We start from the raw sequence: 25,910 nt of genomic DNA, 5'->3' as shown, positions 1-25,910 counted from the left end.
GGTCACCGCCACAGGCTCGATCGCGTAGAGCGGATCGTCCTCCGCGGTGCGGGTAAAATTCCAGTCGATGCCGAATTCCTTGGTCGCGACCTGGGCCGCCGCCGGGAACCACTTCTGGAACTGGCCGTCGAGATCGCTGCGCGCATCGCCCTCGCCGCGCGGATAGATCGCACGGGCACTATGCCTGGACAATTGCTCGTCGATGAAGCGCGGCACCGATTGATACGTCGCCGCCCAGTCGCTGTTGCCACAGCCGAACACGGCGTAGCGCACATTGGCAAAGGCATCCTTCGGCAGATCGTCGCCGAGCCATTTGACGAACTGCGACGCGTTGTCGGGCGGGGCGCCATTATAGGAGGCGCAAATGATCAGCACGCCGCCCTCCTGCGGCAGCTTGCCGACATAGTCGTCGAGCGACCCGAGATGCACGGCAAAACCGTTGATCTCGGCAAGGTCCGCCATGCGCGTGGCCAGTTCCTCGGCCGTGCCGAGATTGGAGCCGTAGAGCACCAGCATCGGTGTGTTGTGGCCGGGCCGCGTCGTCGGTTGGCGCGGCGCCCTTGGCCCGGAGGACGCAGCCGCAACGGGCCCACCATAGGCTCCCCGCTCCCGATCGGCGCGCGGACGCACCTTGATCTTGAAGCCTTCCGGCTTCATCGTCAGCGTCTCCTTCAGATGCATCTGGTAGCGCTGATGGTCGATCAGCTTGAAGCGCTGGAGGATCATGCCGAGCGCGAGCGCCGCCTCGTGCATGGCGAAGCCGCGGCCGATACAGGCGCGCTGGCCGTTGCCGAAAGGCTTCCAGGCGTTGATCGGCCGTTTTGCCTCAGCTTCGCGGCTGAAGTTTTCGGGGTCGAACGCATCCGGATTCGGCCCCCAGACAGAGGGATCGCGATGCAGCGCGGTCACCAGGATGGTGATGAAGGTACCCTTCCGGAGCTTGTACTTGCCGCTGCCGATGGTCTCGTCCGCGAGCGGTGAGATGCCGTAGGCCGGCGCCGGCGGCCACAGCCGCAGCGCCTCTTTGAGGATCTGTGTGATGTAGGTGAGCTGCGTCACCTGCTGGTAGGTCGGCTTGGCATTGACGTCGGGGCCGAAGACGTGGTCGACCTCGTCATAGGCCTTCTTGAGAATGTCCGGATGCTTGAGCAGTGCATAGATCGTGCACGACAACAGGCCGCTGGTGGTCTCGTGTCCCGCGATCAGGAAGGTGTTGATCTGGTAGCGGATGTTGACGTCGTCGAGCTGCTCGCCGGTGGAGCGATCGACCCCGGTCATCATTGCGGCGAGCATGTCCTTCTTGTCGTCGATCGCATCCGCGTTCTTGCGCCGCTCGGCGATGATCTCGTCGACCATCTTGTTCATGAAGGCGACGTCTTCGCCCATGGTCTTGCGCCGCTTCTGCATCCACACCTGCTCGAACGGCAGGCCGCGCGTCATCATGATGGTCTCGAGCGAACGCACCAGCGACTCGACGAAGGGATGGTAGTCGCGCCGGTAGAACGAATTGAAGCGGTACTCGAAGCCGCACAGGCCGATCGTATCAAGCGTCAGCGCGGTCATGTCGTGGACGACGTCGATCTCGTCGTCGGCGTTGAGCCGCTCCCATTTCTGGACGAGCTGTTCGGCGATATCGACCATGCTCGGGTGATAGGACTGCATGGCGCGGTTGCCGAACGGCTGGAGCAGGATGTTGTGCGCCTTGCTCCAGTTCGGCTCCCTGGTATCCGCGGTGAACAGGCCATCGCCGCCGACCGCACGCACGCGCCGTAGCGCGCCGCGCACGGTCTTGTCGAAGCGCTTTTCGTCGGAGAGCTCGTCGACCAGGTCGTGGCCGGAGACGACGACGATCGGCGAGCCCATCATGTCGAGCCAGAAGATCGGTCCCAGTTCCTTCGCGAGCCGCGTCAAATGCTGCACCGGCGCAGCCGAATCCAGCGACAGCATGTTGCCGACCACCGGTTTGGTCGGCGGTTGCGGGATCGGATCCAGTCGATTCTTGGATGACATCGAAATGTAGTCCCCCTGCCTCAATGTCGTCATTGCGAGCGAAGCGAAGCAATCCAGCAATGTATCCGCGGAGGCAGCCTGGATTGCTTCGTCGCTTCGCTCCTCGCAATGACGAGTTTACAAATGACGCGCTAGCCAAACCGCCTTCTACGCCATTCGATCAGCTTGGCGCTGACCTCCTCCGGCTTCTCCTGCTGCGTCCAATGGCCGCTGTCTTTCACCAGATACTTTTCAAGATCGGCGACCAGCTTCTCCATGCCATCCGCCGCCGAGGGCGGCAGCACGGCGTCGTTCTCTGCCATGATCATCAATGACGGCACACTGATGTGGTGATCCAGCCCCTTCGACCGTTCCCAGTTGCGCGTGAAATTGCGATACCAGTTGATGCCGCCGGTGAAGCCGGTTTTCGTAAACGTATCGACGAACATTTTCTTCTCGTCGGCCGACAGGATCGGTGTGCGCGGATCGTGCTTGGCGTCATAGGCCGCAACCATCTGCGGGAAAGCCAGATTGGTTTTCGACGAGGCACCGACGCCCGCGATCGGCGGCTCATCCGCCTTCGCCGCCGGCCGCGCCAGCGGCTTGCGCATGAAGGCGTCAAAGGTCTGCTCGACGCGGCTGCCAAAAATCCTGTCCGGCTCGTGCGCAGGATCCTGGAACTGGACGATATACATCTGGTCGCCGAAGCGCTGCCGGAACAACGCGATCGGGTCGATCGGCGCGCGGTCCCAGTGCGGCGTGTTGACGCCGACGACGCCGGCGACGCGCGAGGGATGCCGCAGCGGCATCTGCCAGACGACGAAGCCGCCCCAGTCGTGTCCGACGAAGATCGCCTTGTCGATGTTGAGATGATCGAGCAGCCCGACGAGATCGCCGGTCAGATGCTCCATGTCATAGGCCTCGACCGGCTCGGGCCGGTCGGTCGCGCCATAGCCGCGCTGGTCCGGCGCAATGACCCGGATGCCGGCCTCGCTCAGCGCCTTGATCTGATGGCGCCAGGAGAAGGCAAGCTCGGGCCAGCCGTGGCACAGCACGACCGGCGGCTTGTCGGAGACCGGACCGGCCTCGTAATACCCCATGCGGATTCCGTTCGTCTGCGCGAACTTGAGCGGCGGCATTTCGATCATCACAACATTCCTACTCAGCGGCGCCCTTGATGTCCGCCGCCGGCGGCATGTAGGCCGCCTCCAGCGCGGCAAACTCCTCCGGCAGCATGTCGCACATCACCTGCACATGCGGAATGATGTTGGCGCCGACGATGAAGCCGAAATCGAGCTGGTCGCGATAGCTCTGCACGGTGATGTTGAGCGCCTGCCCATGCGTCGAGATCGAGACCGGGAAGATGTGCAGGAGCTCGGCGCCTGCGGCATAGAGCGTCTGCCGCGGCCCCGGCACGTTGGACACCGTGATATTGGCGGCCGGCGGCAGCACGTCGGACAGGTTGGAGCGGCTGTAGAGCAGCGCCAGGATCTGCACCATGATCGGCGCGCCCAGCATCGAGATGTTGGAGACCTGCGGCATCAGGGCGCGCAGCGGATGCGACATCTCCTTGGACTTGGTCGATTGCGCGATGATCGCTTCCAGGCGCGCCTTGGGATCGTCGATGTTGGTCGCGATCGCGCAGATCATGCCAAACACCTGGTTGTTGGCCTCGGTGTTGCCTTCCTCGCGCAGGGAAATCGGCACGGCCGCGGTCAGGGACTTCGCCGGCAGTGTGCTGTATTGCTGGAGGTAGCGGCGGACCACGCCGGAAGCGAGCGCCAGCACGACGTCGTTGAGCTTGCCTCCGGCCTGCTTCGCCAGCGCCTTGGATCGCGACAGCGAGATCGACACGCCGGCAAAGCTGCGCTCCGACGAGATCGTCTTGTTGAGCATGGTCGGCGGCGACACCATGCTGGCGAGGCTCTCGCGCGACTTCGGATCGGAGATCTTGCCGAGCACATCGGAGATGCTCTTGACCATGGTCGGGATATTGCCGGCAAAGCGCACCGCACTTTCGATCTGGTACATCGCGTTGTCGAACAGGATCGAGCCGATATCGCTCTTGCCGGTCCGCGGCAATTGCAGGTTCTTCGCGGCCGCCGAGGCGTCCAGCGGCTGGGTGAAGAGCTGCTGATAGGAGTCGAGCAGGTTCGCCGCGATGTCGCGCGGCTCCTGTCCGGGCTTGGCACCGCCGGTCGGCGGCTCGACCTTCCGCGGGACCGGCGAGATGTCATAGATCATGTTGGTCAGTGCGGCACCGGCGCCGCCGTCGATGGCGGCATGGTGCATCTTCGAATAGAGCCCGACCTCGTTGTTCTTCATGCCCTCGAACACGTAGAACTCCCAGAGCGGGCGGGCCCGGTTCAGCAGCTTTGCGTGCATCCAGCCGACGATGCGCTCCAGCGTGGCGCGGTCGCGCGGCTGCGGCAGGCTGGCGCGGAAGATGTGACGGTCGATGTCGAACTGGTCGTCCTCGACCCAGGAGGGGTGGTCGATGTCGAGCGGCGCCTTCTCCAGCCGCGCCTTCAGGATCGGCGCGATGTGCAGGCGCGAGACGATCATCGCCTTGAAGTCTTCGAAGAAGTCGCCCTTGTAATCGTCAGGCAGGCGAAAGATCGCCATGCTGCCGACATGCATCGGCATCTCAGGCGTTTCCAGATACAAAAATGATGCGTCCAGCGACGACAGCTTCTTACCGTCAGCCATGGTTCCCTCCCGAGTATTTGACGGGCGCCTTTGCTGGCGCTTCTCGTCAGGTCGATATTGCCCGCTCCGGCGGGGCATATGCAATGGCAAACGGCCCGGCCCGGTCAAATGGCCAGAACTCCCCTTCCGGTTGTGCCAGCCGGTCCGCCACGGCCCACAGGGCAGCAGGGTTGACGCCGAGCCCGATATGGCTCGCCAGGTGTATCTCGATGTTCTCGGCACGGTCCGAGGGGCGCAGCAGGCAGGTCCGCCAGTTCACGACACCGTCGGCGCGCGAATAGATCGACGTCGCCGGCACCGGCAGATCGCCGGCGATCGCCTCGCGCAGTTCCGCGAAATCCTCGACCCGCTCGCCGGACAGCGCCTCGTAAAGCCGCGTCGCGTTGGTGGCCCGCACGTCGTTGGCAAACGGGCTGCCGAGCGTGACGACGCAACGGACCATGTCAGGCGCCTGGAGCGCGAGATCGCGGGCATAGACGCCGCCGAGGCTCCATCCGACCAGGCTGACCTTGTGGCCGCTCGCGGCATGGATCTCGGCAAGACGGGCGCGCAGCGCTTCGCGCATCCGCCCGAGCCCGCCGAGATTGCGGCCCATCCGCCAGGCATGCGCCTCGTAGCCGAGCTCGCTGAGATAGCGCCGCATCGGCGCCATCGAGAGGTCGCTGGCGAGAAAGCCCGGCAGCGCCAGCACCGGATGGCCGTCGCCCCTGGGTGCGCGCATCAGGACCGGCGACAACAGCAGGCTGGCGTTGAACTCGAACAGGCCACGGGCTTCGGCAAGCAACAGACCAAGGCCCGGCGGACGCAGCCGGCCTTTCTCCTGCGGCCCGTCCGGCCCGGATGGCATTATTTCTTCTTGTCGCCGCTGCGCGGGCTGCCGAGACCGGCCATGGTGACGAACATGTCCTGAAACCGCTCCGCGATTTTGGGATCGAAGGTGAACCAGCTCTGGATCAGCGATTCCGGCGAGACCTTCTCGATGTTGGACATCATCTGCTGCTGCAGCTTGTCCATCACCGCCGTCTGCATCGGCATCACGTCGGGCAGTCCGAAAAACTGGCGGGCCTCGAGGGGGGTGCAGTCGATTTCGATATTAACTTTCATGTCCCCTCCGGATGAGATTCGAGCGGCGTCACACAGTATCGCCGCGACATGGTGTGCGACGCAAGCGACCTGAGACGGGGGCTGGCGGCAGGCTTCCGCAATCGGCGGATATGGTCAATCAAATCGGCCTTTCCGCTTTTATTCCATTCCCAGGCCCGGTCGAAAGTCGAATATCGCCCGCTGACCTTCCGCCCCAAATTGCCGGTCTGCATTGCTGCACAGCGGTGCAACTTGGCGCGTTCCTTGCTGGAATGGCGCTTGCACGGGTCGAGAACTCTGGGCAACATGGATCGATCAGCCCCGCCGAACAATCAAAAATGACGGCGCGGCAGAGTGGAGAGGGTCAAGAATGTCAATCGGTCGAAGTCTGTTTGCGGCGACGCTCGCCGGTACGCTTGCGTTGGCGGTCTCGCCGGCGTCGAGCCAGTCGCTGCGCTACGCCAACCAGGGTGAGCTCAAATCGCTCGACCCCTACACGCTGAACGAGTCGACCACCAGTGCGCATCTCGGCCACGTCTATGAGGGCCTGGTCGCCCGCGGCAAGGACTTGAAGATCATCCCGGCACTCGCCGAAAGTTGGGAGACGCCGGAACCGACGCGCTGGCGCTTTCACCTGCGCAAGGGCGTGAAATTCCACAACGGTGACCCCTTCACCGCCGATGACGTGGTGTTCTCGGCCGAGCGCGTGCGCGCCAAAGGTTCGAATTTTCAGAGCCGCGTTCCTGCCGATGCAAAGGTCGTCAAGATCGACGATTACACCGTCGATTTCGTCCTGACCTCGCCCAATCCCATCCTGACGGCGCTGTGGGCGACCTGGTACATCATGGACAAAAAATGGGCAGAGGCGAACGATGCGGTGGCACCGACGCCGGCAGCGGCGACGACCCCGAGCTATGCTTCGCTCCATGAAAACGGCACAGGCCCCTTCACCATCGAGAGCCATCAGCCGGGCGTGAAGACCGTCTTCAAGGCCAATCCGAACTGGTGGCGCAAGCCGGAACATAATTTGAAGGAGATCGTCTTCACGCCGATCGCAAACCCGGCCACGCGTGTCGCGGCACTGTTGTCGGGCGAGGTCGACGTGATCGAGCCGGTTCCGGTCCAGGACATCGAGCGCGTCAAGGCGAGCCCCAACGCCACCGTGCTGACGGGACCTGAACTCCGCACCATTTTTGTCGGCATGGATCAGGCGCGCGACGAGCTCCTGTATTCCAACATCAAGGGCAAAAACCCGTTCAAGGACGTTCGCATCCGCGAAGCGGTCTACCGGGCGATCGACGTCGACCTGATCAAGAATCGCGTCATGCGCGGACTGTCCACGCCGTCCGCCTTGATGGTTGCCCCGGAAATCTTTGCCGCGAAGGATCTTACCCGGCCGAAGTTCGATCCCGATGCAGCCAAGAAGCTTCTGGCGGACGCCGGCTATGCCGACGGCTTCGAGGTGACGATGGACTGCCCGAACGATCGCTACGTCAACGACGCCGCGATCTGCCAGGCGATCGTCGGCATGCTTGCCCGCATCAACATCAAGGTGGATTTGCTGGCGCAACCGAAGGCCCAGTATTTCGCCAAGGTGCTGAAGCCCGGTGGCTACAAGACCTCGCTGTACATGCTGGGCTGGACCCCGGATACGCTCGACTCCCAGAACGTGCTGCACGACATCATGGGCTGCCGGGATGATCCCAAGGATCCCAACCGCGGCGAAGCCAATCTCGCCGGCTATTGCAACAGGCAGTTCGACGAGCTCGCCGATAAGGTTCTCGTGGAACCCGATACGGCCAAGCGCGATCAACTGATCAAGCAGGCTTTCGAGGTCTCGATGAAGGACTGGGCCTATGTCCCGCTGCACCAGCAGGCGCTCGCCTGGGGCGTGTCGAAGAAGGTGAAGCTGACCCAGCGTGCGGACAACATGGTCATGCTGTACTGGGCGACCAAGCAGGACGAGTAACTGTCGACAAGTTGTGAAGTCCCGGAAGCCTGGCTTCCGGGACTTGCTGTTTCGGGCTAACGCGATGATGCGCGCCCCTGAAGAGATGTGAAAGGAACAGATGCTCGCTTTCACACTGCGCCGAGCCATCCAGGCCGTCGGCGTCATGATTGCGGTCGGAATCATCTCCTTCTCGATGTTCCGCTTCGCGGGCGATCCTGTGAACCAGATGGTCGGGATGGATACGTCAGGCGCCGAGCGCGCCGCGATCCGCAAGTCGCTCGGCCTCGACGATCCCGTGATCGTGCAGTTCGGCCGCTATGTCGGCAATGCCGCGCAGTTCAAGTTCGGCGTGTCCTACCAGTTCCGCCTGCCCGTCACCAATCTGTTGATGGAGCGGATGCCCGCGACGCTGGAGCTCGCGATCTGCGCCACAATCTTCGCGATGGTCACCGGCATCCTGATGGGAGTCTATTCGGCGCTGCGCCGTGATAGCTGGCTCTCGCACATATTCCAGGCCGTCTCGCTGGTCGGCATCTCGCTGCCGACCTTCCTGATCGGCATTCTCATGATCTACCTGTTCTCGGTGACGCTCGGCTGGCTGCCCTCGTTCGGGCGGGGTGACGTCGTGCATATCGGCTGGTGGACGACGGGCCTTCTGACGCTGTCCGGCTTGAAAGCGTTGATCATGCCTTCGATCACACTCGGCTTGTTCCAGATGACGCTGATCATGCGGCTCGTCCGCGCGGAGATGTTGGAAGTCATGCGCACCGACTACATCCGCTTCGCCCGCGCCCGCGGGCTCACCACGCGGGCGATCCATTTCGGCCACGCGCTGCGCAATACGATGGTTCCCGTGATCACGGTGGCGGGGCTGCAATTTGGCTCTGTAATTGCTTTCGCAATCATCACCGAGACCGTATTCCAGTGGCCGGGCATGGGCCTCCTGTTCGTGCAGGCCGTTCAGAACGTCGATATCCCGATCATGGCGGCCTACCTGATGATGGTGTCGCTGATCTTCGTCACCATCAATCTCATGGTTGATATCCTCTACACCATCGTCGATCCGCGGCTGCGCTCGACGGTCAGCCGGGCGCACTGACATGAGCGAGGCCGTCGTTCCGCACACGACCGAGAAGCGCGCCGCCGCCGCACCCGGCTGGTTCAGGCGCACTCTGGACAGCGACCTGTTCTATTCGTTCCGCCGCTCCAGGATCACGATGATCGCGGCTGCGGTGACGCTGCTGTTCTTCCTGATCGCGATCTTTGCCCCGGTTTTATCGGTGCAGAATCCGTTCGACCCGGCGCAGCTGCAGTTGATGAATTCGCGCATCTCGCCGCTCTGGACTGCCGATGGTCAAAGCCCGTTCCTGCTCGGCACCGACGAGCAGGGCCGCGACGTGCTGTCCGCGATCCTCTACGGCCTGCGCATCTCGCTGCTCGTCGGCGTCCTCGGCGTCGTCCTCTCCGGCGCACTCGGCATCCTGCTCGGGCTGACGGCCGGCTATTTCGGCGGCGCCGTCGACGGGCTGATCATGCGCATCGCCGACGTACAGCTTTCCTTCCCGGCCATCCTGATCGCGCTCTTGATCAACGGCATCGCCAAATCTGTCTTTGGCAACAAGCTCGACGAGATGAGCATGCTGGCGGTCCTGGTCTTTGCGATCGGCCTGAGCTTCTGGGTGCAATACGCGCGCACGGTGCGCGGCTCGGTCATGATCGAGAAGAACAAGGATTATGTCGCGGCCGCGCAATTGATCGGCCTGCCGGCCCCCGTGATCATGCTGCGCCACGTGCTGCCCAACACCACGGGGCCGATCCTCGTGATCGCCACCATCAATCTCGCGCTTGCCATCATCACCGAGGCGACGCTGTCCTTCCTGGGCTCGGGCATGCCCGAGACCATGCCGTCGCTCGGCACGTTGATCCGGATCGGCAACGGATATCTGTTCGCAGGCGAATGGTGGATCGTCGCATTCCCCGGAATCGCACTCGCCGCGCTGATCCTGTCCATCAACCTGCTGGGCGACTGGCTGCGCGACGCACTCAACCCGAAACTTCGATGAGTATGCCCCGCTCATGACCGAACCCGTTCTCTCCGTCCGCAATCTTCAGGTCGAGTTCGCCTCGCGTCGCGGTACGCTGCGTGCCATCGACGGCGTCTCCTTCGACATCGCCAAGGGCGAGGTGCTGGGTGTGGTTGGCGAATCCGGCGCCGGCAAGTCTGTCACCGGCCTCTCGGTGATCGGCCTGATCGATCCGCCCGGACGCATCTCCGGCGGCGAGATCCGCCTGTCGGGCCTGCGCATCGATAACCTGCCGCCGGAAGAGTTGCGCCGCGTCCGCGGCAAACGGATCGGCATGATCTTCCAGGATCCCCTCACCTCGCTCAATCCGCTGTACAGGGTCGGCGACCAGATCATCGAGACGATCCGGACCCACCTCAATATGTCCGAGACGGCCGCCCGGCGCCGCGCCATCGATCTGCTCGCCGAGGTCGGCATTCCCGCGCCTGATAAGCGCATCGACGGCTATCCGCACGAATTCTCCGGCGGCATGCGCCAGCGCGTCGTGATTGCGCTCGCGATCTGCGCCGAGCCCGAGCTGATCGTCGCGGACGAGCCGACCACCGCGCTCGACGTTTCCGTGCAGGCGCAGATCATCTCGCTGATCAAGCGGCTCGGCCGCGACCACGGCACCGCGGTGATGCTGGTGACCCACGACATGGGCGTGATCGCCGAGACCTCGGACCGCGTGGCCGTGATGTATGCCGGCCGCGTCGCCGAGATCGGCCCGGTGCAGGACGTCGTGAAAAACCCGCTGCACCCCTATGCCAAGGGCCTGATGGGCGCGATCCCGACGCTTGCCGGCGAGGACAAGCGCCTGGTGCAGATCCCCGGCTCGATGCCGCGGCTGTCGGCGATCCCGCGCGGCTGCTCGTTCAATCCGCGCTGCGCATCCGCGTTCGACCGCTGCCGGATCGACCGGCCGGAGCCGCTGCCGCGCGGCACACAATCTGTCGCCTGCCATCTCTATGACAGCGTGCCGGCGGAGAGCGCGGCATGAGCGCCCCCTTCGTCCAGGCCACAAATCTGCGCCGTGTCTTCGACGTCTCGAAGCCCTGGCTCAACCGTGTGCTCGAAGGCGGGCAGCTCGAATATCTCAAGGCTGTCGACGGCGTCACCTTCGACATCAGGAAGGGCGAGACCTTTGCGCTGGTCGGCGAGTCCGGCTCGGGCAAGACCACGGTGGCGCGGATGGTGGTCGGCCTGCTGCCGCCGAGCTCCGGCAACGTGCTGATCGACGGCATCTCGATGACGGATCCACGGCAGGCGCAGGTGCGGCGACAACTGCGCCGCCGCATCCAGATGATTTTTCAAGACCCCTATGCGAGCCTCAATCCACGCTTCCGCGTCGATGCCATCATCTCCGAGCCGATCCGCGCCTTCGACCTGATCCAGGGCGAGCGCGACATCCAGGCCCGCGTCAGCGAGCTCCTCAGCCTCGTCGGCCTGCATCCGGACGACCGGCTGAAATTCCCGCATGAATTCTCCGGCGGCCAGCGCCAGCGTATCGCGATCGCGCGGGCACTTGCCTCGGACGCCGAGTTCATCGTCTGCGACGAGCCGACCTCGGCGCTCGACGTCTCCGTGCAGGCGCAGATCCTGAACCTGATGCGCGACCTCCAGGACAAGTTCGGCCTGACCTACATGTTCATCAGCCACAACCTTGCCGTGGTCCGCCACATGGCGAGCCGCGTCGGCGTGATGTATCTCGGCCGCATCGTCGAGATCGCGGAAGGCAAGGAATTGTTCGCCCGCCCGCGCATGCCCTACACCAAGATGCTGCTCGGCGCCGTGCCCGATCTCGCCATGAGCGGCCGCCAGCGCATTCCGGTCAAGGGCGAGATCCCGAACCCGATCAATCCGCCGCCCGGCTGCGCCTTCAATCCGCGCTGCCCGCTGGCGTTCGATCTGTGCCGCAAGGAAGCCCCGGAACTGATCGACGGGGTTGCCTGCCATGCTGTTAACACCGCGCCGGTCCCGGCATAACGCGCGCGTGCTATGCGGCCTGTGCATTTGGCATCCCAGCACCGGTTGTGATCAATTGCGCGCGCCGGAAAAAAGGTAGCAAAATACGATGGCCAGCAACGTCAATCCCGATCCCTTCACGACACGCCCCGAGATCGAGGGCACGTTCGGGGTCGTCGCCACCACGCACTGGATCGCGACCGCCGTCGGCATGGCCATCCTCGAAAAGGGCGGCAACGCCTTCGATGCCGGCGTCGCCACCGCCTTCACGCTCCAGGTGGTCGAGCCGCATCTGAACGGACCCGGCGGCGACGTGCCCATCATCGTTCATGACGTGAAGCGCGGCCGCACCGAAGTGATCTGCGGCCAGGGCCCGGCGCCGGCCCGCGCCACCATTGCGCATTACAAGAGCGAAGGCCTCGACATGGTGCCTGGCACCGGCCTGCTCGCGGCTTGCGTCCCCGGCACCTTCGAATCCTGGATGATGCTGCTGCGCGACTACGGCACGATGCGCCTGCGCGACGTGCTGGAGCCCACGATCTCCTACGCCTGCGACGGCTATCCACTGGTCGAGCGTGCCTGCGCCACCATCCAGACCGTCGAGCAACTGTTCCGCAAGCACTGGCCGACCTCGGCCGCGGTCTATCTGCCGAATGGCGAGGTGCCGAGGCCCGGCACGCTCTTCACCAACAAGACGCTGGCTGCGACCTACGCCCGCATTCTCAGCGAAGCCGAGAGCGGCGGCGGTGGCCGCGACGCCGAGATCGAACGCGCTCGAAAGTCATGGTCGCAAGGTTTTGTCGCGGAAGCCATCGACAAGTTCTGCCGGACACAAGAGGTGATGGACGTCAGCGGCTCGCCGCATCGCGGCGTGCTCTCGGCCGACGACATGGCGCGCTGGCAGCCGACTGTCGAGGCCCCGCTCACCTACGATTATGGCCGGTACACCGTCTGCAAGGCCGGCGTCTGGAGCCAGGGCCCGGTGACACTGCAACAGCTCGCGCTGCTGAAGGGCTTCGCACTCGACGGGCTCGATCCGACGGGGCCCGAATTCATCCATCTCCAGATCGAATGCGCAAAACTCGCCTTCGCCGATCGCGAGAAATTCTACGGCGATCCCAAGTTCAGCGAGATCCCGATCGCGACGCTGCTGTCGGATGCCTATAACGACGACCGCCGCAAGCTTGTCACCGACAGGGCTTCGCTCGATCTCCGGCCCGGCGCGATCGAGGGCTTTGGCGGCGTGGTCAAGCTGCGCCGCGCCGAGGGCCAGCGCGAGGCCGTTGGCGCGCTCGGTGCCGGCGAGCCGACGGTCGGACGCTTCGGCGAAGTGCGCGGCGACACCGTGCATTTCGACATCATCGACAAGGCCGGCAACATGGTGTCCTCGACGCCGTCCGGCGGCTGGTTGCAATCCTCGCCTGTAATCCCCGAGCTCGGCTTCTGCCTCGGCAGCCGCGCGCAGATGTTCGATCTGGAGGAAAACCAACCCGGTTCGCTCGCGCCGGGCAAGCGGCCGCGCACCACGCTGTCACCGACCATGGCATTGCGCGACGGCGAGCCCTATCTCGCCTGGGGCTCGCCGGGCGGCGACCAGCAGGACCAGTGGATCACGCAGTTCTTCCTGCGCCACGTCCACTGCAACCTCAATCTCCAGGAATCGATCGACGCGCCGGCCTGGCACTCCGAGCACTTCCCGATCTCGTTCTGGCCGCGCACCGCGCGCCCCGGCGTGCTCGTGGTCGAGAACCGCGTGCCGAAGGCGACGATCGAGAACCTGCGCGAGCGCGGGCATATCGTCGAGGTCGGCCCCGACTGGTCGGAAGGCCGCCTCACCGCGGCCTCACGTGTCGGCGTGCGCCGCCGCGCCGCCGCCAATCCGCGCGGCATGCAGGGCTACGCCGCAGGGCGCTGATGGACAGAATATGACCTGGTCGATCATCGCGCGCGATCCTGCCACCGGCCAGTTCGGCATCGCGGTCGCGACCCGCTTCTTCGCCGTCGGCGCGCGCGTGCCCTACATCGCGGCCGGCCTCGGCGCGATCGCGACACAAGCCTTTGTCAATCCCTATTACGGCATCGACGGCGTCAGATTGCTGCGCGACGGTCTCAATGCCCACGATGTTCTCGCCACCCTGCTCGCAACCGATGATGGCCGCGAGAGCCGTCAGATCCACATCATGGATGCCAGCGGCACAATCGCCGCGCATACGGGGCGCGACTGCGTCGACTGGTGCGGCCACATCGCGGGCAGCGGCTTCTCGATCGCCGGCAACATGCTGGCCGGCGCCGACGTGCTCGACGAGACCGCAAGGACCTACATCGCCAATGACAGCCTGCCCTTCCCGCGCCGCCTGCTTGCGGCGATGCGGGCCGGCGAAGCCGCCGGCGGCGACAAGCGCGGCAAGCAGTCGGCTGCGCTCCTGATCCACGGCGAGGAGGAATGGCCGGCGCTGGACATCCGCGCCGACGATCATGTCGATCCGCTGGGCGAGCTCGAGCGGCTTGAGTGCGTCAGCAACGAGCTCTGGGTGCACTTCCGCAGCTCGATGCCGACACGGCAGAACCCGGCCGGTAACACCGATCGCAGCGTCATCGACGCTACAATCGCCGCAGCCCGCGCAAGACGATCATGAGCGCAAGCCCTATCATCGAAATCAAGGATCTGCGCATCCGCTTCCACGGCGACGACGGCCGCGTCACCCATGCGGTCGACAGCGTCGATCTCAGCGTCGCCAATGGCGCCACGCTCGGCCTCGTCGGCGAATCCGGCTGCGGCAAGAGCGTGACGTCGCTGGCGATCATGGGCCTGCTACCGAAGCAGAGCGCGGAAATATCAGGCGCGATCCGCTTCGATGGCTTTGATCTCCTGAAGACCTCGGACCAGACGCTGCGGGACTTGCGCGGCAACCGGCTCGCGATGATTTTTCAGGAGCCGATGACCTCGCTCAACCCGAGTTTTACGATCGGCGACCAGATCGCCGAGACGATCCTGCGCCATCGCGGCGGCTCGCGAAGGAGCGCACGCGAGCGGGCGATCGAGCTGTTACGGCGCGTCCACATCCCCTCGCCCGAGCGTCGCATCGACGAATATCCGCACAAGCTCTCCGGCGGCATGCGCCAGCGCGTCATGATCGCGATGGCGCTGGCCTGCGATCCGCGGCTTCTGATCGCAGACGAGCCCACCACCGCGCTCGACGTCACCCTGCAGGCGCAGATCCTGGAGCTGATGTGGGAACTGAAAGCCGCGAGCGGCGCCGCGATCATCCTGATCACCCATGATCTCGGCGTGGTCGCCGAGGTCTGCGACGAGGTCGCCGTGATGTATGCCGGCGAAATTGTCGAGCGCGCGCCGGTGGACGAATTATTTGCTACCCCGCAGCATCCCTATACGGTCGGCCTGCTCGGCTCGATCCCGCGGCTCGACCACCGCGCCGAGCAGCTCGCCACGATCGAAGGCATGGTGCCGAACATGGCACAGCCGCCCGCCGGCTGCCGCTTCAGCGCGCGTTGTCCCTTCGTGCTGGACGCCTGCACCAAGGCGCCGCCGCCGCTGGTGGAAGTCAGCCCCGGCCACCTCTCGCGCTGCATCCGCGCGCCGCTCGAACTCTTGGTGTCGTGATGGCGCGGCTCTTTCCTCTCGTGCCCCGGGCGCCGCGCAGCACAAGCGAAGCGCCGTGGTGCGCTGCTGAACCGCGGACCATGCAGCAACGGACTGGGTCCCGGTGCAGCGTCGCAACACTTCGTGCTGCGCCGCGCCCGGGACACGAGACCAGGTTTCTTGGAGAGCATGAACGATGACCGCGCTCCTCGAGGTCGAAGGCCTGGTCAAGCATTTCGTCGCCGAGCGCTCGCTGTTCGGCCGCGCATTGGCGCATGTCAAAGCCGTTGATGGCGTCAGCTTCTCGCTCGAAGCCGGCAAAACGCTCGCGCTCGTCGGCGAATCCGGCTGCGGCAAGTCCACGGTCAGCCGCCTGGTGCTGCGGCTGATCGAGCCGGATGCCGGCGCGGTGCGCTTCGAGGGCCGCGACCTGCTCTCGCTCGATGCCAATGCGCTCCGCAAATTCCGCCGCGAGGCGCAGATCATCTTTCAGGACCCCTACGCATCGCTCAATCCGCGCATGACGGTCGGCCAGATCCTGACCGAGCCGCTGGCGCTGCACGATCTCGTGCCACCGGCGCAGCGTCGTGAGCGCGTCGCTGAAATCCTGCGGCTGGTCGGGCTGGAGCCGCGGCTTGAGCGGCGCTATCCCCATGAATTCTCCGGCGGCCAGCGCCAGCGCATCGCCATTGCCCGCGCGCTCGCGGTCGAGCCCAAGCTGATCATCTGCGATGAGCCGGTGTCGGCGCTCGACGTCTCGATCCGCTCGCAGATCCTGAACCTGCTGCGTGAGCTCCAGGACCGGCTTGGGCTCGCCTATATCTTCGTTTCGCATGACCTGGCCGTGGTCAAGCACATTGCCGACCACGTCGCGGTGATGAATCTCGGCCAAATCGTCGAGACGGCGGAGGCGGACGCGCTGTTCGCGGCACCTCGCCACCCCTATAGCCGCGCGCTGCTGTCTGCGATCCCCGTGCCTAAACCACGGGCAAAGCGCAGCCGGATTGTGCTGCAGGGGGAAATCCCCAGCGCGCTCAATCCGCCACCGGGATGTCGCTTCCACACGCGCTGCCCCTATGTCGTCGACCGCTGCCGCAGCGAAATGCCACAGCTCGTGCCCGATGGCACCGGACATGCAACGGCCTGCCACAGAACATCGGAACTGCCGTCCTCCGCGGCAATCGTCCCGTCCGACGGCGGCTTCTCGCCGGTCCTTGAAAAATTGGTCGCCGCCTTCAGCGGTGGCCCGGAAGCAGTCCGCGGCAGCGGGGTTAGTTCCTTGGAAACGGACCCGGCATAGCCGCACAACAGAGGTTGAGAACGATGAGTTTCATGCGTTTGACCATCCTGGCGTCGGCTTTGCTGACGTCGCTCGTGGGCGCAGCCCAAGCCCAGACCACGCTTCGCATCGGGATCGCCGAAGACCCCGACATCCTCGATCCCAGCATTGGCCGCACCTATGTCGGCCGCATCGTGTTCTCCGCGTTCTGCGACAAGCTGTTCGACATCGACGAGAAGCTCAACATCGTGCCGCAGCTCGCGCTGTCGCACGAGACCTCGGCGGACGGCAAGGAGATGACGATCAAGCTCCGACCGGGCGTCAAATTCCATGACGGCGAACCGCTGGACGCCGAAGCCGCAAAGTTCTCGATCGAGCGCCACATGACGCTGCCGACCTCGTTCCGCAAGTCGGAGCTCGCCAGCGTCGACCATGTCGAGGTCGTCGATCCCCTCACCATCAAGCTGGTGCTCAAGACACCGTATTCGCCGCTGATCGCCCAGCTCACCGACCGCTCCGGCATGATGGTCTCGCCGAAGGCGGCCAAGGAAGCCGGCGACAAGTTCGGCCTGCATCCGGTCTGCGCCGGCCCCTATAAATTCGTCGAGCGGGTCCAGCAGGACCGCATGGTGTTCGAAAAGTTCGCCGGCTACTGGAACAAGGACAACATTCATATCGACCGCGTCGTGTTCCTGCCGATCGTCGACGCCACCGTGCGGCTCGCGAATCTCAAGTCCGGCGGACTCGATCTGATCGAGCGCGTCCTCGCCACCGACATCAAGGACGTGCGCGCCGATTCCCGGCTCGTTCTGTCGACCGCGCCCGAACTCGGCTATCTCGGCCTGACCGTCAATATCGGCAACGACAAGACCAAGGGACCGCTGAGCCAGTCCTCAAAAGTCCGTCAGGCGCTGGACCTGTCGATCGATCGCGAAGCGCTCAACCAGGTCGTCTTCAACGGCGAGTTCACGCCCGGCAATCAATGGGTCAGCCCGACGCATCCATACTATCAGAAGGCCTTCCCGGTCCGTGGCCGCGACATCGCCAAGGCCAAGGCGCTACTGAAAGAAGCCGGCGTCACCACGCCTGTGACCGTCGACTACATGATCCCCAAAGGCGCGGAAAACGAAGCCGTCGCCCAGGTCGTGCAGTCGATGGCCGCCGAAGCCGGCTTCGACATCAAGATCCGCGCGGTCGAATTCGCGACGACCTTCAAGCAGGCCCAGGCCGGCGAATTCCAGATCTTCCAGATCAACTGGAGCGGCCGTATCGATCCCGACGGCAATTCCTACATCTTCATGCGCAGCAAGGCGCCGCAAAATGACGGCGTGTATTCGAACCCCGAAGCCGACAAGCTGATGGAAGACGGACGCGTGACGGCCAATGTCGGCGAGCGCAAGGCGATCTACGAGAAGCTGACAAAAATCCTGCTCGAGGACCTGCCCATCATCTACATCTACCATCGCACGCTCCTGATCGCGCACACGAAGAAGCTCGACGGCTACAGGCAGATGCCGGACGGGCTGGTGCGTGTTGTCGGGTTGAAGTTCAAATGATCGCGGCTGCGCCCGGGGCACGGGCCGAACCATGCTGAACTTCCTCGCCCACCGGATCGCGCAGATCATACCGACGCTGTTCTTCGTGTCGGTGCTGATCTTCTCGCTGCAACAACTCCTGCCGGGCGATCCCGCGCTGGTGATGGCCGGCGAGGAGCGCGATCCTGCGGTGATCGAGCAAATCCGTCAGCAGTACAAGTTGGATCAGCCGATCCCGGTGCAGTACGTCTATTGGCTCAAGGGAGTCCTCACCGGGAATTTCGGCGAATCCTTGCGCAACAAGATGCCGGTGCGCGAGCTGATCGCGCAGAAACTGCCGGTGACGCTCCAGCTCGGCTCGATGGCGATCCTGATCGCGTTCTGCATCGGCATTCCCGCCGGCATCGTCTCCGCGGTGAAGAAAGGCACGGCGTGGGACTATGGCGCCAACCTGTTCGCGCTGTGGGGCATCTCGACGCCGAACTTCTGGCTCGGAATTCTCATGATCTTCCTGTTCTCGATTCACCTGGGCTGGCTGCCCGCTTCGGGTTACGTGCCGCTCACCGAGAACTGGCGCGCCAGCCTGGCCGCCACCATCATGCCGGCCTTCGTGCTCGGCAACGCGATTTCCGCGATCCTGATGCGGCATACCCGTAGCGCCATGCTCCAGGTGCTGGAGAGCGACTACGTCCGCACCGCGCGCGCGAAGGGCTTGTCCGAACGCTCGGTGATCCTCAAGCACGCGATGCGCAACGCACTGACGCCGATCATCACGCTCGGCGCGCTCGAGCTCGGCACGCTGCTGTCGGGTGCGGTGCTGACCGAGCAGATCTTCTCCATTCCCGGCTTCGGCAAGCTGATCGTGGATGCCGTGTTCAACCGCGATTATGCGGTCGTGCAGGGCGTGGTGCTGGTGACCGCCACCGTCTACATCACGCTGAACCTCGTTGCCGACGTCGCCTATGTCCTCGTCAATCCGCGGCTGAGGGGCTAGCGCCATGACGGACACTGCCCTGCCTGCCGCCCCCTGCACGACGCAGGCCTATGAACTCGACAGCCCCGCACGCCGCGCCCGCCGACGCCTGTTCAAGCGCAAGGCGGCCGTGTTCGGGCTCGTCGTGATCACGGCGTTCATCCTGCTTGCGGCGCTTGCACCATTGGTCGTGCCCTACGATCCCATCGCCACGAGCTGGAGCCTCGTGCGCAAGCCGCCCACCGCCGCGCACTGGTTCGGGACCGACGATCTCGGCCGCGACATCCTCAGTCGCGTCGTCTACGGCGCGCGGGCCTCGCTGATGGCGGGGCTGATCTCGGTCGCGATTGCGCTCGGAATCGGCGTGCCGCTCGGCCTGCTCGCCGGCTATCGCGGCGGCTTTGTCGATGCGCTGATCAGCCGGATCACCGACGCGATGCTGGCCTGCCCGTTCCTGATCCTGGCGATCGCGCTCGCCGCGTTCCTCGGCCCGAGCCTCGGCAACGCCATGATCGCGATCGGGATCTCGGCAACCCCGATCTTCATCCGGCTGACCCGCGGCCAGGTGCTGAGCGTCAAGGCCGAGGATTATGTCGAGGCCGCCCGCGCGCTCGGCAACCCGCCATGGCGGATCGCGTTCTCGCACATCCTGCCGAACATCCTGCCGGCGCTGCTGGTGCAGGCGACGCTGTCGATCGCGGCGGCCATCATCGCCGAGGCGGCGCTGTCGTTCCTCGGCCTCGGCCAGCAGCCGCCGGCGCCGTCCTGGGGCAGCATGCTCAATGCGGCGCAGCGCTTCCTGACCCAGGCGCCGTGGATGGCGGTCTGGCCGGGGCTCGCGATCTTCCTGGTGGTGCTGTCGCTGAACCTGCTCGGCGACGGCCTGCGCGACGCGCTCGACCCTCGCCAGCGCTAGATCACAGTCTCCCGCATCACCCTGCGGCAATCCATCTCGTATTCGAGATCGACCACCGGCGGCCGGGCAAAGTGCCAGGTCAGGCCGGAGCGCAGCGCGCCGCGGCGGACCAGCTCGTCGACCAGCGCGTGGTGGAAGTCGTGCACGGAATAGGCCTGCACGCCGGTCGTGTCCTTCCAGCCGAAGCCGAATGCCGTCATCCGGTTCTCCATCTGCGAGGTCGTGGTGAAACGCACCTTCTCGCGCAGGCCCTCCGGGCTGAGGTCGCGGTAGCGCACCGTCCGCTCGACATAGCTGCCGCTGCCCTCGCGCGCCTCGGCACCGCCGGCGATCACGAAGGACGGTGCCTTCGATGTCGTCGGGCGCGTGAAGGAGAACGCGTAGAACGACGGCTCGGACGGCGGATCGATCTCGGGACAGACATTGCTGCGCGCCACCGGGTTGGTAGTGCCGTCGAAGATGCCCCATTCGGACAGCGTCTTCACATAGTGCAGGTTGAACGCGCGAAAGCCTTCCTCGCTGAACGCTGCCGGTGAGCGCAGCTCGCAGGCACAGAATGCCGTCAGCGGCCGCCCCGCCGCCTGGATGAACTTTGCCGCCAGCGCAAATCCTTCGGCCAATGGCACCAGCGAAGCGAAGCGGACGCGCTCGATCTCATAACCGTCGTCCGCGGCGGCACCGGCCGAATACTGAAATACGGATGGAATGAAACGGTAATTGCCCGCCGAAAAGTCACGCGTCATGTCCAGCCCCTCATTCCAATTGCATGCCGGCGCCCCCTGGCGCCAAGGCGAGATTAGCACGGGACAACAAAAAAGCGGCAACAGCTATCGCTGTTGCCGCTTCAGGATTTCGACTGGAAGCGGCCTCAGGTCGGCCGCAGCGCCTTGTCCGAGGAGGCGAGATCGATCTCGTTGACCTGCTTGTTCCGCTCGGAATCGGCTGCCGCACGGTGGTCGGTCGCCAGCACCACATAAACGGCGGGCAGCACGAACAGCGTGAACAGCGTGCCGATCGACATGCCGGCCACGACGACCAGACCGATCGAAAAGCGGCTGGCCGCGCCCGCGCCGGTCGCAGTCAGCAGCGGGATCAGGCCGGTCACCATCGCGGCCGTGGTCATCAGGATCGGCCGCAAGCGGATACGGGCCGACATCTCGATGGCCGAGCGGCGGTCGAGCCGCTCCTTGACCTGGAGCTCGTTGGCGAACTCCACCATCAGGATGCCGTGCTTGGTGATCAGGCCGACAAGGGTCAGCAGACCGACCTGGGTGTAGATGTTCATGGTCGCCATGCCGAAGAACAGCGGGATCAGTGCGCCGACGATCGCCATCGGCACCGAGATCATGATCACGAACGGGTCACGCAGGCTCTCGAACTGCGCCGCCAGCACCAGGAAGATGATGATCAACGCAAAGCCGAAGGTGATCGCAAGCTGGTTGCCTTCCTGCACGTACTGCCTGGAGTCCGCGAGATAGTCGTGGCTGAAGCCGGCCGGCAACTTCTTGGCCTCGCCCTCGAGGAAGTCGACCGCCGAACCGACCGTCACGCCAGGCATCGGCACGGCCGAGAACGTCGCCGAATTGAGCTGGTTGTAGTGGGTCAGCGAATTCGGATCGGTTTTGGTCCTGACCGAGACCACGGTCGACAGCGGGAGCTGCTGGCCCGTGTTGGTCGTCACATAATAGCCGCCGAGCGATTCCGGCGAGAGCCGGCTGCTGCGCGGCACCTGCGGGATCACCTGGTAGGAACGGCCCTCGAGATTGAAGCGGTTGATGTAGTTGCCGCCGAGCAGCACCGCGAGCGTCGAGCCGAGGTTCTGCATGTTGACGCCGAGATCCTGCGCCTTGGTGCGGTCGATCGTGACCTCCACGTTCGGCTGGTTGTAGGCGAGGTCGCTGTCCGAGACGATGAACATGCCGCTCTTGCGCGCAGCATCCTTCAGCTTCTCCATCTGCTCAAAGACCGTCTGGAAGCCCGCGGTGGAATTGATCACCATCTGAACCGGCAGACCGCCCGGGCCGCCCGGCAACGGCGGCAGGTTGAACGCGAAAGCCTGCACGCCCTCGATCTTGGAAAGCTCGGCCTGCACCAGCGGCTTCAGCTGGATCGACGAGCGCTTGCGCTCGTCCCACGACTTCAGCAGCATGCCGGCGATGCCGCCCTGCGGGCCGTTGATGCCGTTCAGCACGAAGCGCAGATCGGTCTCGGGGAACTTCTGGAATTTCTCGTCGAGCTTCTCGCCGTAGAAATCGACATAGTCGATGTTGGCGTATTTCGGCGCCTTGGTCACCGCGAACACGATGCCCTGGTCCTCCTCGGGCGCCAGCTCCTTCGAGGTGTGCATATAAAGGAAGCCGACCAGCCCGAGGATCGTCACCGCGAACAGACCGGTGATCGCCTTGTAATCGAGCGAGCGGTCGAGCCTGCGCCCATACCAGCGCGTCAGCGCGCCGAACACCTTGTTGACCAGCTTGGCGAAGCGGCCCTCTTCGGTATTCTTGAGCAGAACAGAGCACATCATCGGCGACAGCGTCAGCGCGATCACACCCGACACGATCACCGAGCCCGCGAGCGTGAAGGCGAATTCGCGGAACAGCGAACCGGTGAGGCCGCCAAGGAAGCCGATCGGCGCGTACACCGCCGCGAGCGTGATGGTCATCGAGATGACGGGGCCGACGATTTCGCGCGCGCCTTCCAGCGCCGACTGGACCGGCGTCTTCCCCTCCTCCAGATGGCGATGGATGTTCTCCACCACGACGATGGCGTCGTCGACCACGAGGCCGATCGCGAGCACCATGGCGAGCAATGTCAGCAGGTTGAAGCTGAAGCCCAGCGCCAGCATCAGGGTGCAGACGCCGATCATCGACAGCGGAATGGTGACGACGGGGATGATGACCGAGCGGAGCGAGGCCAGGAACAGGAAGATGACCACGATCACGATGATCACGGCTTCGCCCAGCGTCTTCTCCACCTCGTCGATCGAGGACTGGATGAACTTGGTCGAGTCGTAGGCGACCTTCATCTTCATCGACGGCGGAAGGTTGCGCTCGAGCTCCGGGAAAAGCGCGCGCACGCCCTTGACCAGCGTCAGCGGGTTGCCCTGCGGCGTGGCGTTCACGCCGATGAAGATCGCATGCTCGCCGTTGAAGGCGACGCTCGCGTCGGTACTTTGCGCGGCAAGCTCGACCGTCGCGATGTCCTCCATCCGGACGAAGCCGCCGTCCTTGGCCTTGACGATCATCTTCCTGAACTGGTTGACATCGGTGAGGCTGGTGTTGGTCGAGATGTTGGAAACGATCAGATAGCCCTTGGTCTGCCCCGCCGCCGACTGGAAGTTGTTGGCCTGGATGGCAGCGGCGACGTCCGCCGGAGATACGTTGCGGCCGGCCATCTTCATGGGATCAAGCCACAGCCGCATCGCAAAGGTCTGGCCGCCGAGAATGTCGGCAGAGGCGACGCCGTCGACGGTCGACAGCACCGGCTGCACGACGCGCGTGAGATAATCCGAGATCGCCGAGCCTGACAGCTCTTCCGAGGAGAAGCCGAGATACATCACGGCCGTGGTCTGGCCGGTGGTCTTGGTCACGATCGGGTCGTTGGATTCCTTCGGGATCAGGTACTTGACCGAGTTCGTCTTCGCCAGCACCTCGGTGAGCGCCTGGTTCGGATCGAAGTTCAGCTTGATGTAGACCTGGATCGTCGAGGTGCCGAGCACCGAGGACGAGGTCATGTAGTCGACGCCTTCGGCGGAGGCGACCGCCTGCTCGATCGGCGTCGTGATGAAGCCCTGGATCAGGTCCGCGGACGCGCCGGGATAGACGGTCGTGATATTGATGACCGTGTTCGAAAGCTTCGGATATTGCCTGATCGGCAGCACCATCGCCGCGCGCAGGCCGATCAGCAGGATCAGCAGGCTGACGACGACCGACAGGACCGGTCGTTTGATGAAAATGTCGGTAAAGCGCATCGCGGCGATCTCGATTTCTTTGTCTCAACGGACGTGATCCGGCCGAGCCGGATCACGCGCTTGTATTGTCAGTAGCGCGGCGGCTGCGCCGGGATCTGCGGCGCCGGATCGGTCGAGATCGCAACTGCGGCGCCCGATTGCAGCTTGAGCTGGCCGACGGCGACGACCTTGTCGCCCACCTTCACGCCCTTGATGATTTCGACACGGCCGTCGACCCGGCTGCCGGTCTGCACGAAGGTGCGGACCGCGGAGAGGCTGGTCTTGCCGTCCTCTTCCTTCTTCTCGGTGATCACGAACACGGAGTCGCCGTACAGCGTGTAATCGACCGCCGTTTCCGGCACGGTGATCACGGCCGGCTTCGCCGGCAGCACCACCGTCGTGGTCACGAACATGCCGGGCTTCAGGATCTTCTCCGGATTGGCGACCGTCGCCTGCACGCGGATGTTGCGGGTGTCGGCCGCGACCTGCGGCTCGATCGTGGTGATCTTGCCGTCGAAGGTGCGGCCCGGATAGGCGTCGACCTTGAGCCGGACCGGCTGACCGACCTTGAGGTTGCCCGAATCCTTTTCCGTCACCGTGAAGTTGGCCCACAGCTCCGACAGATCGGTCAGCGACACGATCGCCGTGCCGGCCGTCAGATACTGGCCGACCTCGACCTTGCGGACGCCGAGATCGCCGGAGAACGGCGCGCGGACCAGCTTCTGCGAGATCAGCGCCTCGGTCTTGGCGATACCCGCCAGCGCCTGGTCGTAGGCGGCCTGTGCGGAATCGACGGTCGCCTGCGGACCGAACTGGCGCGAGGCCAGCTGCTTGGCGCGGTCGAGCGAAAGCTGCGCGACGGTCGCCTGCGCCTTGTAATTGGCGAGGTCGCCCTGGTCGGGCATGTCGAACAGCTGGACCAGCGGCGTGCCGGCCTCGACATGCGTGCCCGGCTCGAACTTGATCTCGGTGACGCGGCCGTTGACGTCGGCGCTGACGTCGACCTGATGCACGGCGGCAAGGCCGCCGACTGCGGTCAGCAGATTCGGCACCACCTCGGACTTCGCCTCGGCCGCGCTGACGGCGGTCGGCGGCGGCTTGTTGTTGGCGAAGAACTGCTTGATCATCTGGCCGCGGAAATAATTGAACCAGACGAGACCACCGACGAGCACGCCCAGCAGCGTGCCGACGATGATGAACCACAGCACCGGCCGGACCGGACGCTTGGGAGCCTTGTTGTCGATCGGTTGGCCCGAAATCTTGTGTTCGGCTACGATGTTCATGTCATGCACTTTCTGCAATCGCCGTCTTGCCCGCACCCGGCGCCAATTCGTGGCCTAAGTGCGAAGCAATTGCGGCGTCGTTAAGTCCGATACCCCTCAGGAGAAACTCACACAGCTGCCGCTCAAGGTCGCCAGCCTTGCCGTAAGCGAGGCAGGGCGCGGCCGGCAGCCTGGTCAGCGCAGCCGTCATCACCGTGTGATGCGCAAACCAGAACAGGTTGAGTGGATCGCCGCTGAATGGCCGCGCGTCCCCGGCCGTCACAGCACGCTCGAGCGAGGCGAGGAAAACCGCCCCGATCAGCTTCTCGATCTTGGCATATAGCAGACGGGCGAATTCGCCGTCATCCAGATGGCTGGTGGCCATCAGTCGCAGGCGCTGCGCCTCTTCCTGGTCGGGACCATCGGCGATGTGGAGGAAATGCTGGACCATGCCGCGGACGAATTCGACCAGCGTGGCCGTCGAGGGCTCTCGCTCCAGCAGGTCCGTCAGTGCCGGATCGGCTTCGCACTCGTCGCTGAGGATTTCGGCATAGAGCGCCGCCTTGGACGGGAAGTGCTTGAACAGCAGCGCTTCGGAAATGGCAGCGGCGGCCGCCACGCTCTTGGTCGTGGTG

The 25,910-nt window shown here is 64.5% G+C and carries 21 protein-coding genes; 12 read left to right on the top strand and 9 right to left on the bottom strand.

What is annotated here, in order from left to right:
- The 5 genes from PMI42_RS25230 to PMI42_RS25210 all read right to left on the bottom strand — a co-directional run.
- Positions 1-2,010, bottom strand: a 2,010-nt coding sequence (locus PMI42_RS25230; RefSeq protein WP_008139328.1) for a cytochrome P450, incomplete at its 3' end; no start/stop codon positions are given.
- A 131-nt stretch (positions 2,011-2,141) separates the two neighbouring features.
- The gene (locus PMI42_RS25225; protein ID WP_008139326.1) at positions 2,142-3,137 is read right to left on the bottom strand and encodes an alpha/beta fold hydrolase; all 996 of its coding nucleotides are present in this window, start codon (positions 3,135-3,137) and stop codon (positions 2,142-2,144) included.
- Positions 3,138-3,147: 10 nt separating this feature from the next.
- Positions 3,148-4,698 (bottom strand): wax ester/triacylglycerol synthase family O-acyltransferase, encoded by a 1,551-nt coding sequence (locus tag PMI42_RS25220; protein ID WP_008139323.1) that lies wholly within the window; start codon positions 4,696-4,698, stop codon positions 3,148-3,150.
- A 46-nt stretch (positions 4,699-4,744) separates the two neighbouring features.
- The gene (locus PMI42_RS25215) at positions 4,745-5,545 is read right to left on the bottom strand and encodes an esterase/lipase family protein (RefSeq protein WP_008139321.1); all 801 of its coding nucleotides are present in this window, start codon (positions 5,543-5,545) and stop codon (positions 4,745-4,747) included.
- On the bottom strand, positions 5,545-5,802 hold the full coding sequence (locus PMI42_RS25210; RefSeq protein WP_008139320.1) for a DUF6489 family protein: 258 nt from the start codon (positions 5,800-5,802) through the stop codon (positions 5,545-5,547). The genes PMI42_RS25215 and PMI42_RS25210 overlap by 1 nt, the downstream gene beginning before the upstream one ends.
- A 349-nt stretch (positions 5,803-6,151) precedes the next feature.
- Here PMI42_RS25210 and PMI42_RS25205 point away from each other — a divergent pair, with 349 nt between their 5' ends.
- The 12 genes from PMI42_RS25205 (at position 6,152) to PMI42_RS25150 (ending at position 20,064) form a co-directional block, all read left to right on the top strand.
- Positions 6,152-7,750 (top strand): ABC transporter substrate-binding protein, encoded by a 1,599-nt coding sequence (locus PMI42_RS25205; protein WP_008139318.1) that lies wholly within the window; start codon positions 6,152-6,154, stop codon positions 7,748-7,750.
- A gap of 100 nt (positions 7,751-7,850) precedes the next feature.
- Positions 7,851-8,831, top strand: coding sequence for an ABC transporter permease (locus tag PMI42_RS25200; RefSeq protein ID WP_008139316.1), 981 nt, complete (start codon positions 7,851-7,853; stop codon positions 8,829-8,831).
- Between the two features lies 1 nt (position 8,832).
- Positions 8,833-9,795 (top strand): ABC transporter permease, encoded by a 963-nt coding sequence (locus tag PMI42_RS25195; RefSeq protein ID WP_008139314.1) that lies wholly within the window; start codon positions 8,833-8,835, stop codon positions 9,793-9,795.
- 13 nt (positions 9,796-9,808) lie between these two features.
- Entirely contained in the window at positions 9,809-10,795 is a 987-nt protein-coding gene (locus PMI42_RS25190; RefSeq protein WP_008139313.1) for an ABC transporter ATP-binding protein, read from the top strand.
- A complete protein-coding gene (locus PMI42_RS25185) occupies positions 10,792-11,781 on the top strand; it encodes an ABC transporter ATP-binding protein (protein ID WP_008139311.1) in 990 nt (329 codons plus the stop codon). Before PMI42_RS25190 ends, PMI42_RS25185 begins: the two co-directional genes overlap by 4 nt.
- 88 nt (positions 11,782-11,869) lie before the next feature.
- A complete protein-coding gene (locus tag PMI42_RS25180; RefSeq protein WP_008139310.1) occupies positions 11,870-13,675 on the top strand; it encodes a gamma-glutamyltransferase family protein in 1,806 nt (601 codons plus the stop codon).
- Between the two features lie 10 nt (positions 13,676-13,685).
- On the top strand, positions 13,686-14,396 hold the full coding sequence (locus tag PMI42_RS25175) for a DUF1028 domain-containing protein (RefSeq protein WP_008139308.1): 711 nt from the start codon (positions 13,686-13,688) through the stop codon (positions 14,394-14,396).
- Complete coding sequence (locus PMI42_RS25170) at positions 14,393-15,382, top strand: ABC transporter ATP-binding protein (protein WP_008139307.1); 990 nt, start codon at positions 14,393-14,395, stop codon at positions 15,380-15,382. The genes PMI42_RS25175 and PMI42_RS25170 overlap by 4 nt, the downstream gene beginning before the upstream one ends.
- A gap of 175 nt (positions 15,383-15,557) precedes the next feature.
- Entirely contained in the window at positions 15,558-16,661 is a 1,104-nt protein-coding gene (locus PMI42_RS25165; protein ID WP_008139305.1) for an ABC transporter ATP-binding protein, read from the top strand.
- Between the two features lie 23 nt (positions 16,662-16,684).
- Positions 16,685-18,196: an ABC transporter substrate-binding protein gene (locus PMI42_RS25160; RefSeq protein ID WP_008139303.1), complete on the top strand. Its 1,512-nt coding sequence runs from the start codon at positions 16,685-16,687 to the stop codon at positions 18,194-18,196.
- Positions 18,197-18,227: 31 nt separating this feature from the next.
- A complete protein-coding gene (locus PMI42_RS25155) occupies positions 18,228-19,169 on the top strand; it encodes an ABC transporter permease (protein WP_008139301.1) in 942 nt (313 codons plus the stop codon).
- Positions 19,170-19,173: 4 nt separating this feature from the next.
- Positions 19,174-20,064, top strand: a complete 891-nt coding sequence (locus PMI42_RS25150) for an ABC transporter permease (RefSeq protein ID WP_008139299.1) — start codon at positions 19,174-19,176, stop codon at positions 20,062-20,064.
- Here the strand turns inward: PMI42_RS25150 and cnbZ are convergent.
- From cnbZ to PMI42_RS25130, 4 genes are all read right to left on the bottom strand, one after another.
- Positions 20,061-20,807: a 2-amino-5-chloromuconate deaminase CnbZ gene (gene cnbZ, locus PMI42_RS25145; protein WP_008139297.1), complete on the bottom strand. Its 747-nt coding sequence runs from the start codon at positions 20,805-20,807 to the stop codon at positions 20,061-20,063. The genes PMI42_RS25150 and cnbZ overlap by 4 nt on opposite strands.
- Before the next feature lie 125 nt (positions 20,808-20,932).
- Entirely contained in the window at positions 20,933-24,034 is a 3,102-nt protein-coding gene (locus PMI42_RS25140; protein ID WP_008139296.1) for a MexW/MexI family multidrug efflux RND transporter permease subunit, read from the bottom strand.
- A 68-nt stretch (positions 24,035-24,102) separates the two neighbouring features.
- Positions 24,103-25,296 carry an efflux RND transporter periplasmic adaptor subunit gene (locus PMI42_RS25135; RefSeq protein ID WP_008139295.1) on the bottom strand — a complete coding sequence of 398 codons (1,194 nt, stop codon included), beginning with the start codon at positions 25,294-25,296 and terminating at the stop codon, positions 24,103-24,105.
- Between the two features lies 1 nt (position 25,297).
- A partial coding sequence (locus PMI42_RS25130) for a TetR family transcriptional regulator (protein WP_008139294.1) occupies positions 25,298-25,910 on the bottom strand: 613 nt, incomplete at its 5' end.

This window comes from Bradyrhizobium sp. YR681 (assembly GCF_000282615.1).
Classification (GTDB): Bacteria; Pseudomonadota; Alphaproteobacteria; order Rhizobiales; family Xanthobacteraceae; genus Bradyrhizobium.
The sequence above is the reverse complement of the archived record's forward strand: the minus strand, read 5'-3'. Positions and strand labels throughout refer to the sequence as shown.

Excerpts from the sequence above, each read along its gene's own strand:
- PMI42_RS25225 (WP_008139326.1), bottom strand. The coding sequence starts at position 3,137 with ATGATCGAAATGCCGCCGCTCAAGTTCGCGCAGACGAACGGAATCCGC.
- PMI42_RS25220 (WP_008139323.1), bottom strand. The coding sequence starts at position 4,698 with ATGGCTGACGGTAAGAAGCTGTCGTCGCTGGACGCATCATTTTTGTAT.
- PMI42_RS25215 (WP_008139321.1), bottom strand. The coding sequence starts at position 5,545 with ATGCCATCCGGGCCGGACGGGCCGCAGGAGAAAGGCCGGCTGCGTCCG.
- PMI42_RS25210 (WP_008139320.1), bottom strand. The coding sequence starts at position 5,802 with ATGAAAGTTAATATCGAAATCGACTGCACCCCCCTCGAGGCCCGCCAG.
- PMI42_RS25205 (WP_008139318.1), top strand. The coding sequence starts at position 6,152 with ATGTCAATCGGTCGAAGTCTGTTTGCGGCGACGCTCGCCGGTACGCTT.
- PMI42_RS25200 (WP_008139316.1), top strand. The coding sequence starts at position 7,851 with ATGCTCGCTTTCACACTGCGCCGAGCCATCCAGGCCGTCGGCGTCATG.
- PMI42_RS25195 (WP_008139314.1), top strand. The coding sequence starts at position 8,833 with ATGAGCGAGGCCGTCGTTCCGCACACGACCGAGAAGCGCGCCGCCGCC.
- PMI42_RS25190 (WP_008139313.1), top strand. The coding sequence starts at position 9,809 with ATGACCGAACCCGTTCTCTCCGTCCGCAATCTTCAGGTCGAGTTCGCC.
- PMI42_RS25185 (WP_008139311.1), top strand. The coding sequence starts at position 10,792 with ATGAGCGCCCCCTTCGTCCAGGCCACAAATCTGCGCCGTGTCTTCGAC.
- PMI42_RS25180 (WP_008139310.1), top strand. The coding sequence starts at position 11,870 with ATGGCCAGCAACGTCAATCCCGATCCCTTCACGACACGCCCCGAGATC.
- PMI42_RS25175 (WP_008139308.1), top strand. The coding sequence starts at position 13,686 with ATGACCTGGTCGATCATCGCGCGCGATCCTGCCACCGGCCAGTTCGGC.
- PMI42_RS25170 (WP_008139307.1), top strand. The coding sequence starts at position 14,393 with ATGAGCGCAAGCCCTATCATCGAAATCAAGGATCTGCGCATCCGCTTC.
- PMI42_RS25165 (WP_008139305.1), top strand. The coding sequence starts at position 15,558 with ATGACCGCGCTCCTCGAGGTCGAAGGCCTGGTCAAGCATTTCGTCGCC.
- PMI42_RS25160 (WP_008139303.1), top strand. The coding sequence starts at position 16,685 with ATGAGTTTCATGCGTTTGACCATCCTGGCGTCGGCTTTGCTGACGTCG.
- PMI42_RS25155 (WP_008139301.1), top strand. The coding sequence starts at position 18,228 with ATGCTGAACTTCCTCGCCCACCGGATCGCGCAGATCATACCGACGCTG.
- PMI42_RS25150 (WP_008139299.1), top strand. The coding sequence starts at position 19,174 with ATGACGGACACTGCCCTGCCTGCCGCCCCCTGCACGACGCAGGCCTAT.
- cnbZ (WP_008139297.1), bottom strand. The coding sequence starts at position 20,807 with ATGACGCGTGACTTTTCGGCGGGCAATTACCGTTTCATTCCATCCGTA.
- PMI42_RS25140 (WP_008139296.1), bottom strand. The coding sequence starts at position 24,034 with ATGCGCTTTACCGACATTTTCATCAAACGACCGGTCCTGTCGGTCGTC.
- PMI42_RS25135 (WP_008139295.1), bottom strand. The coding sequence starts at position 25,296 with ATGAACATCGTAGCCGAACACAAGATTTCGGGCCAACCGATCGACAAC.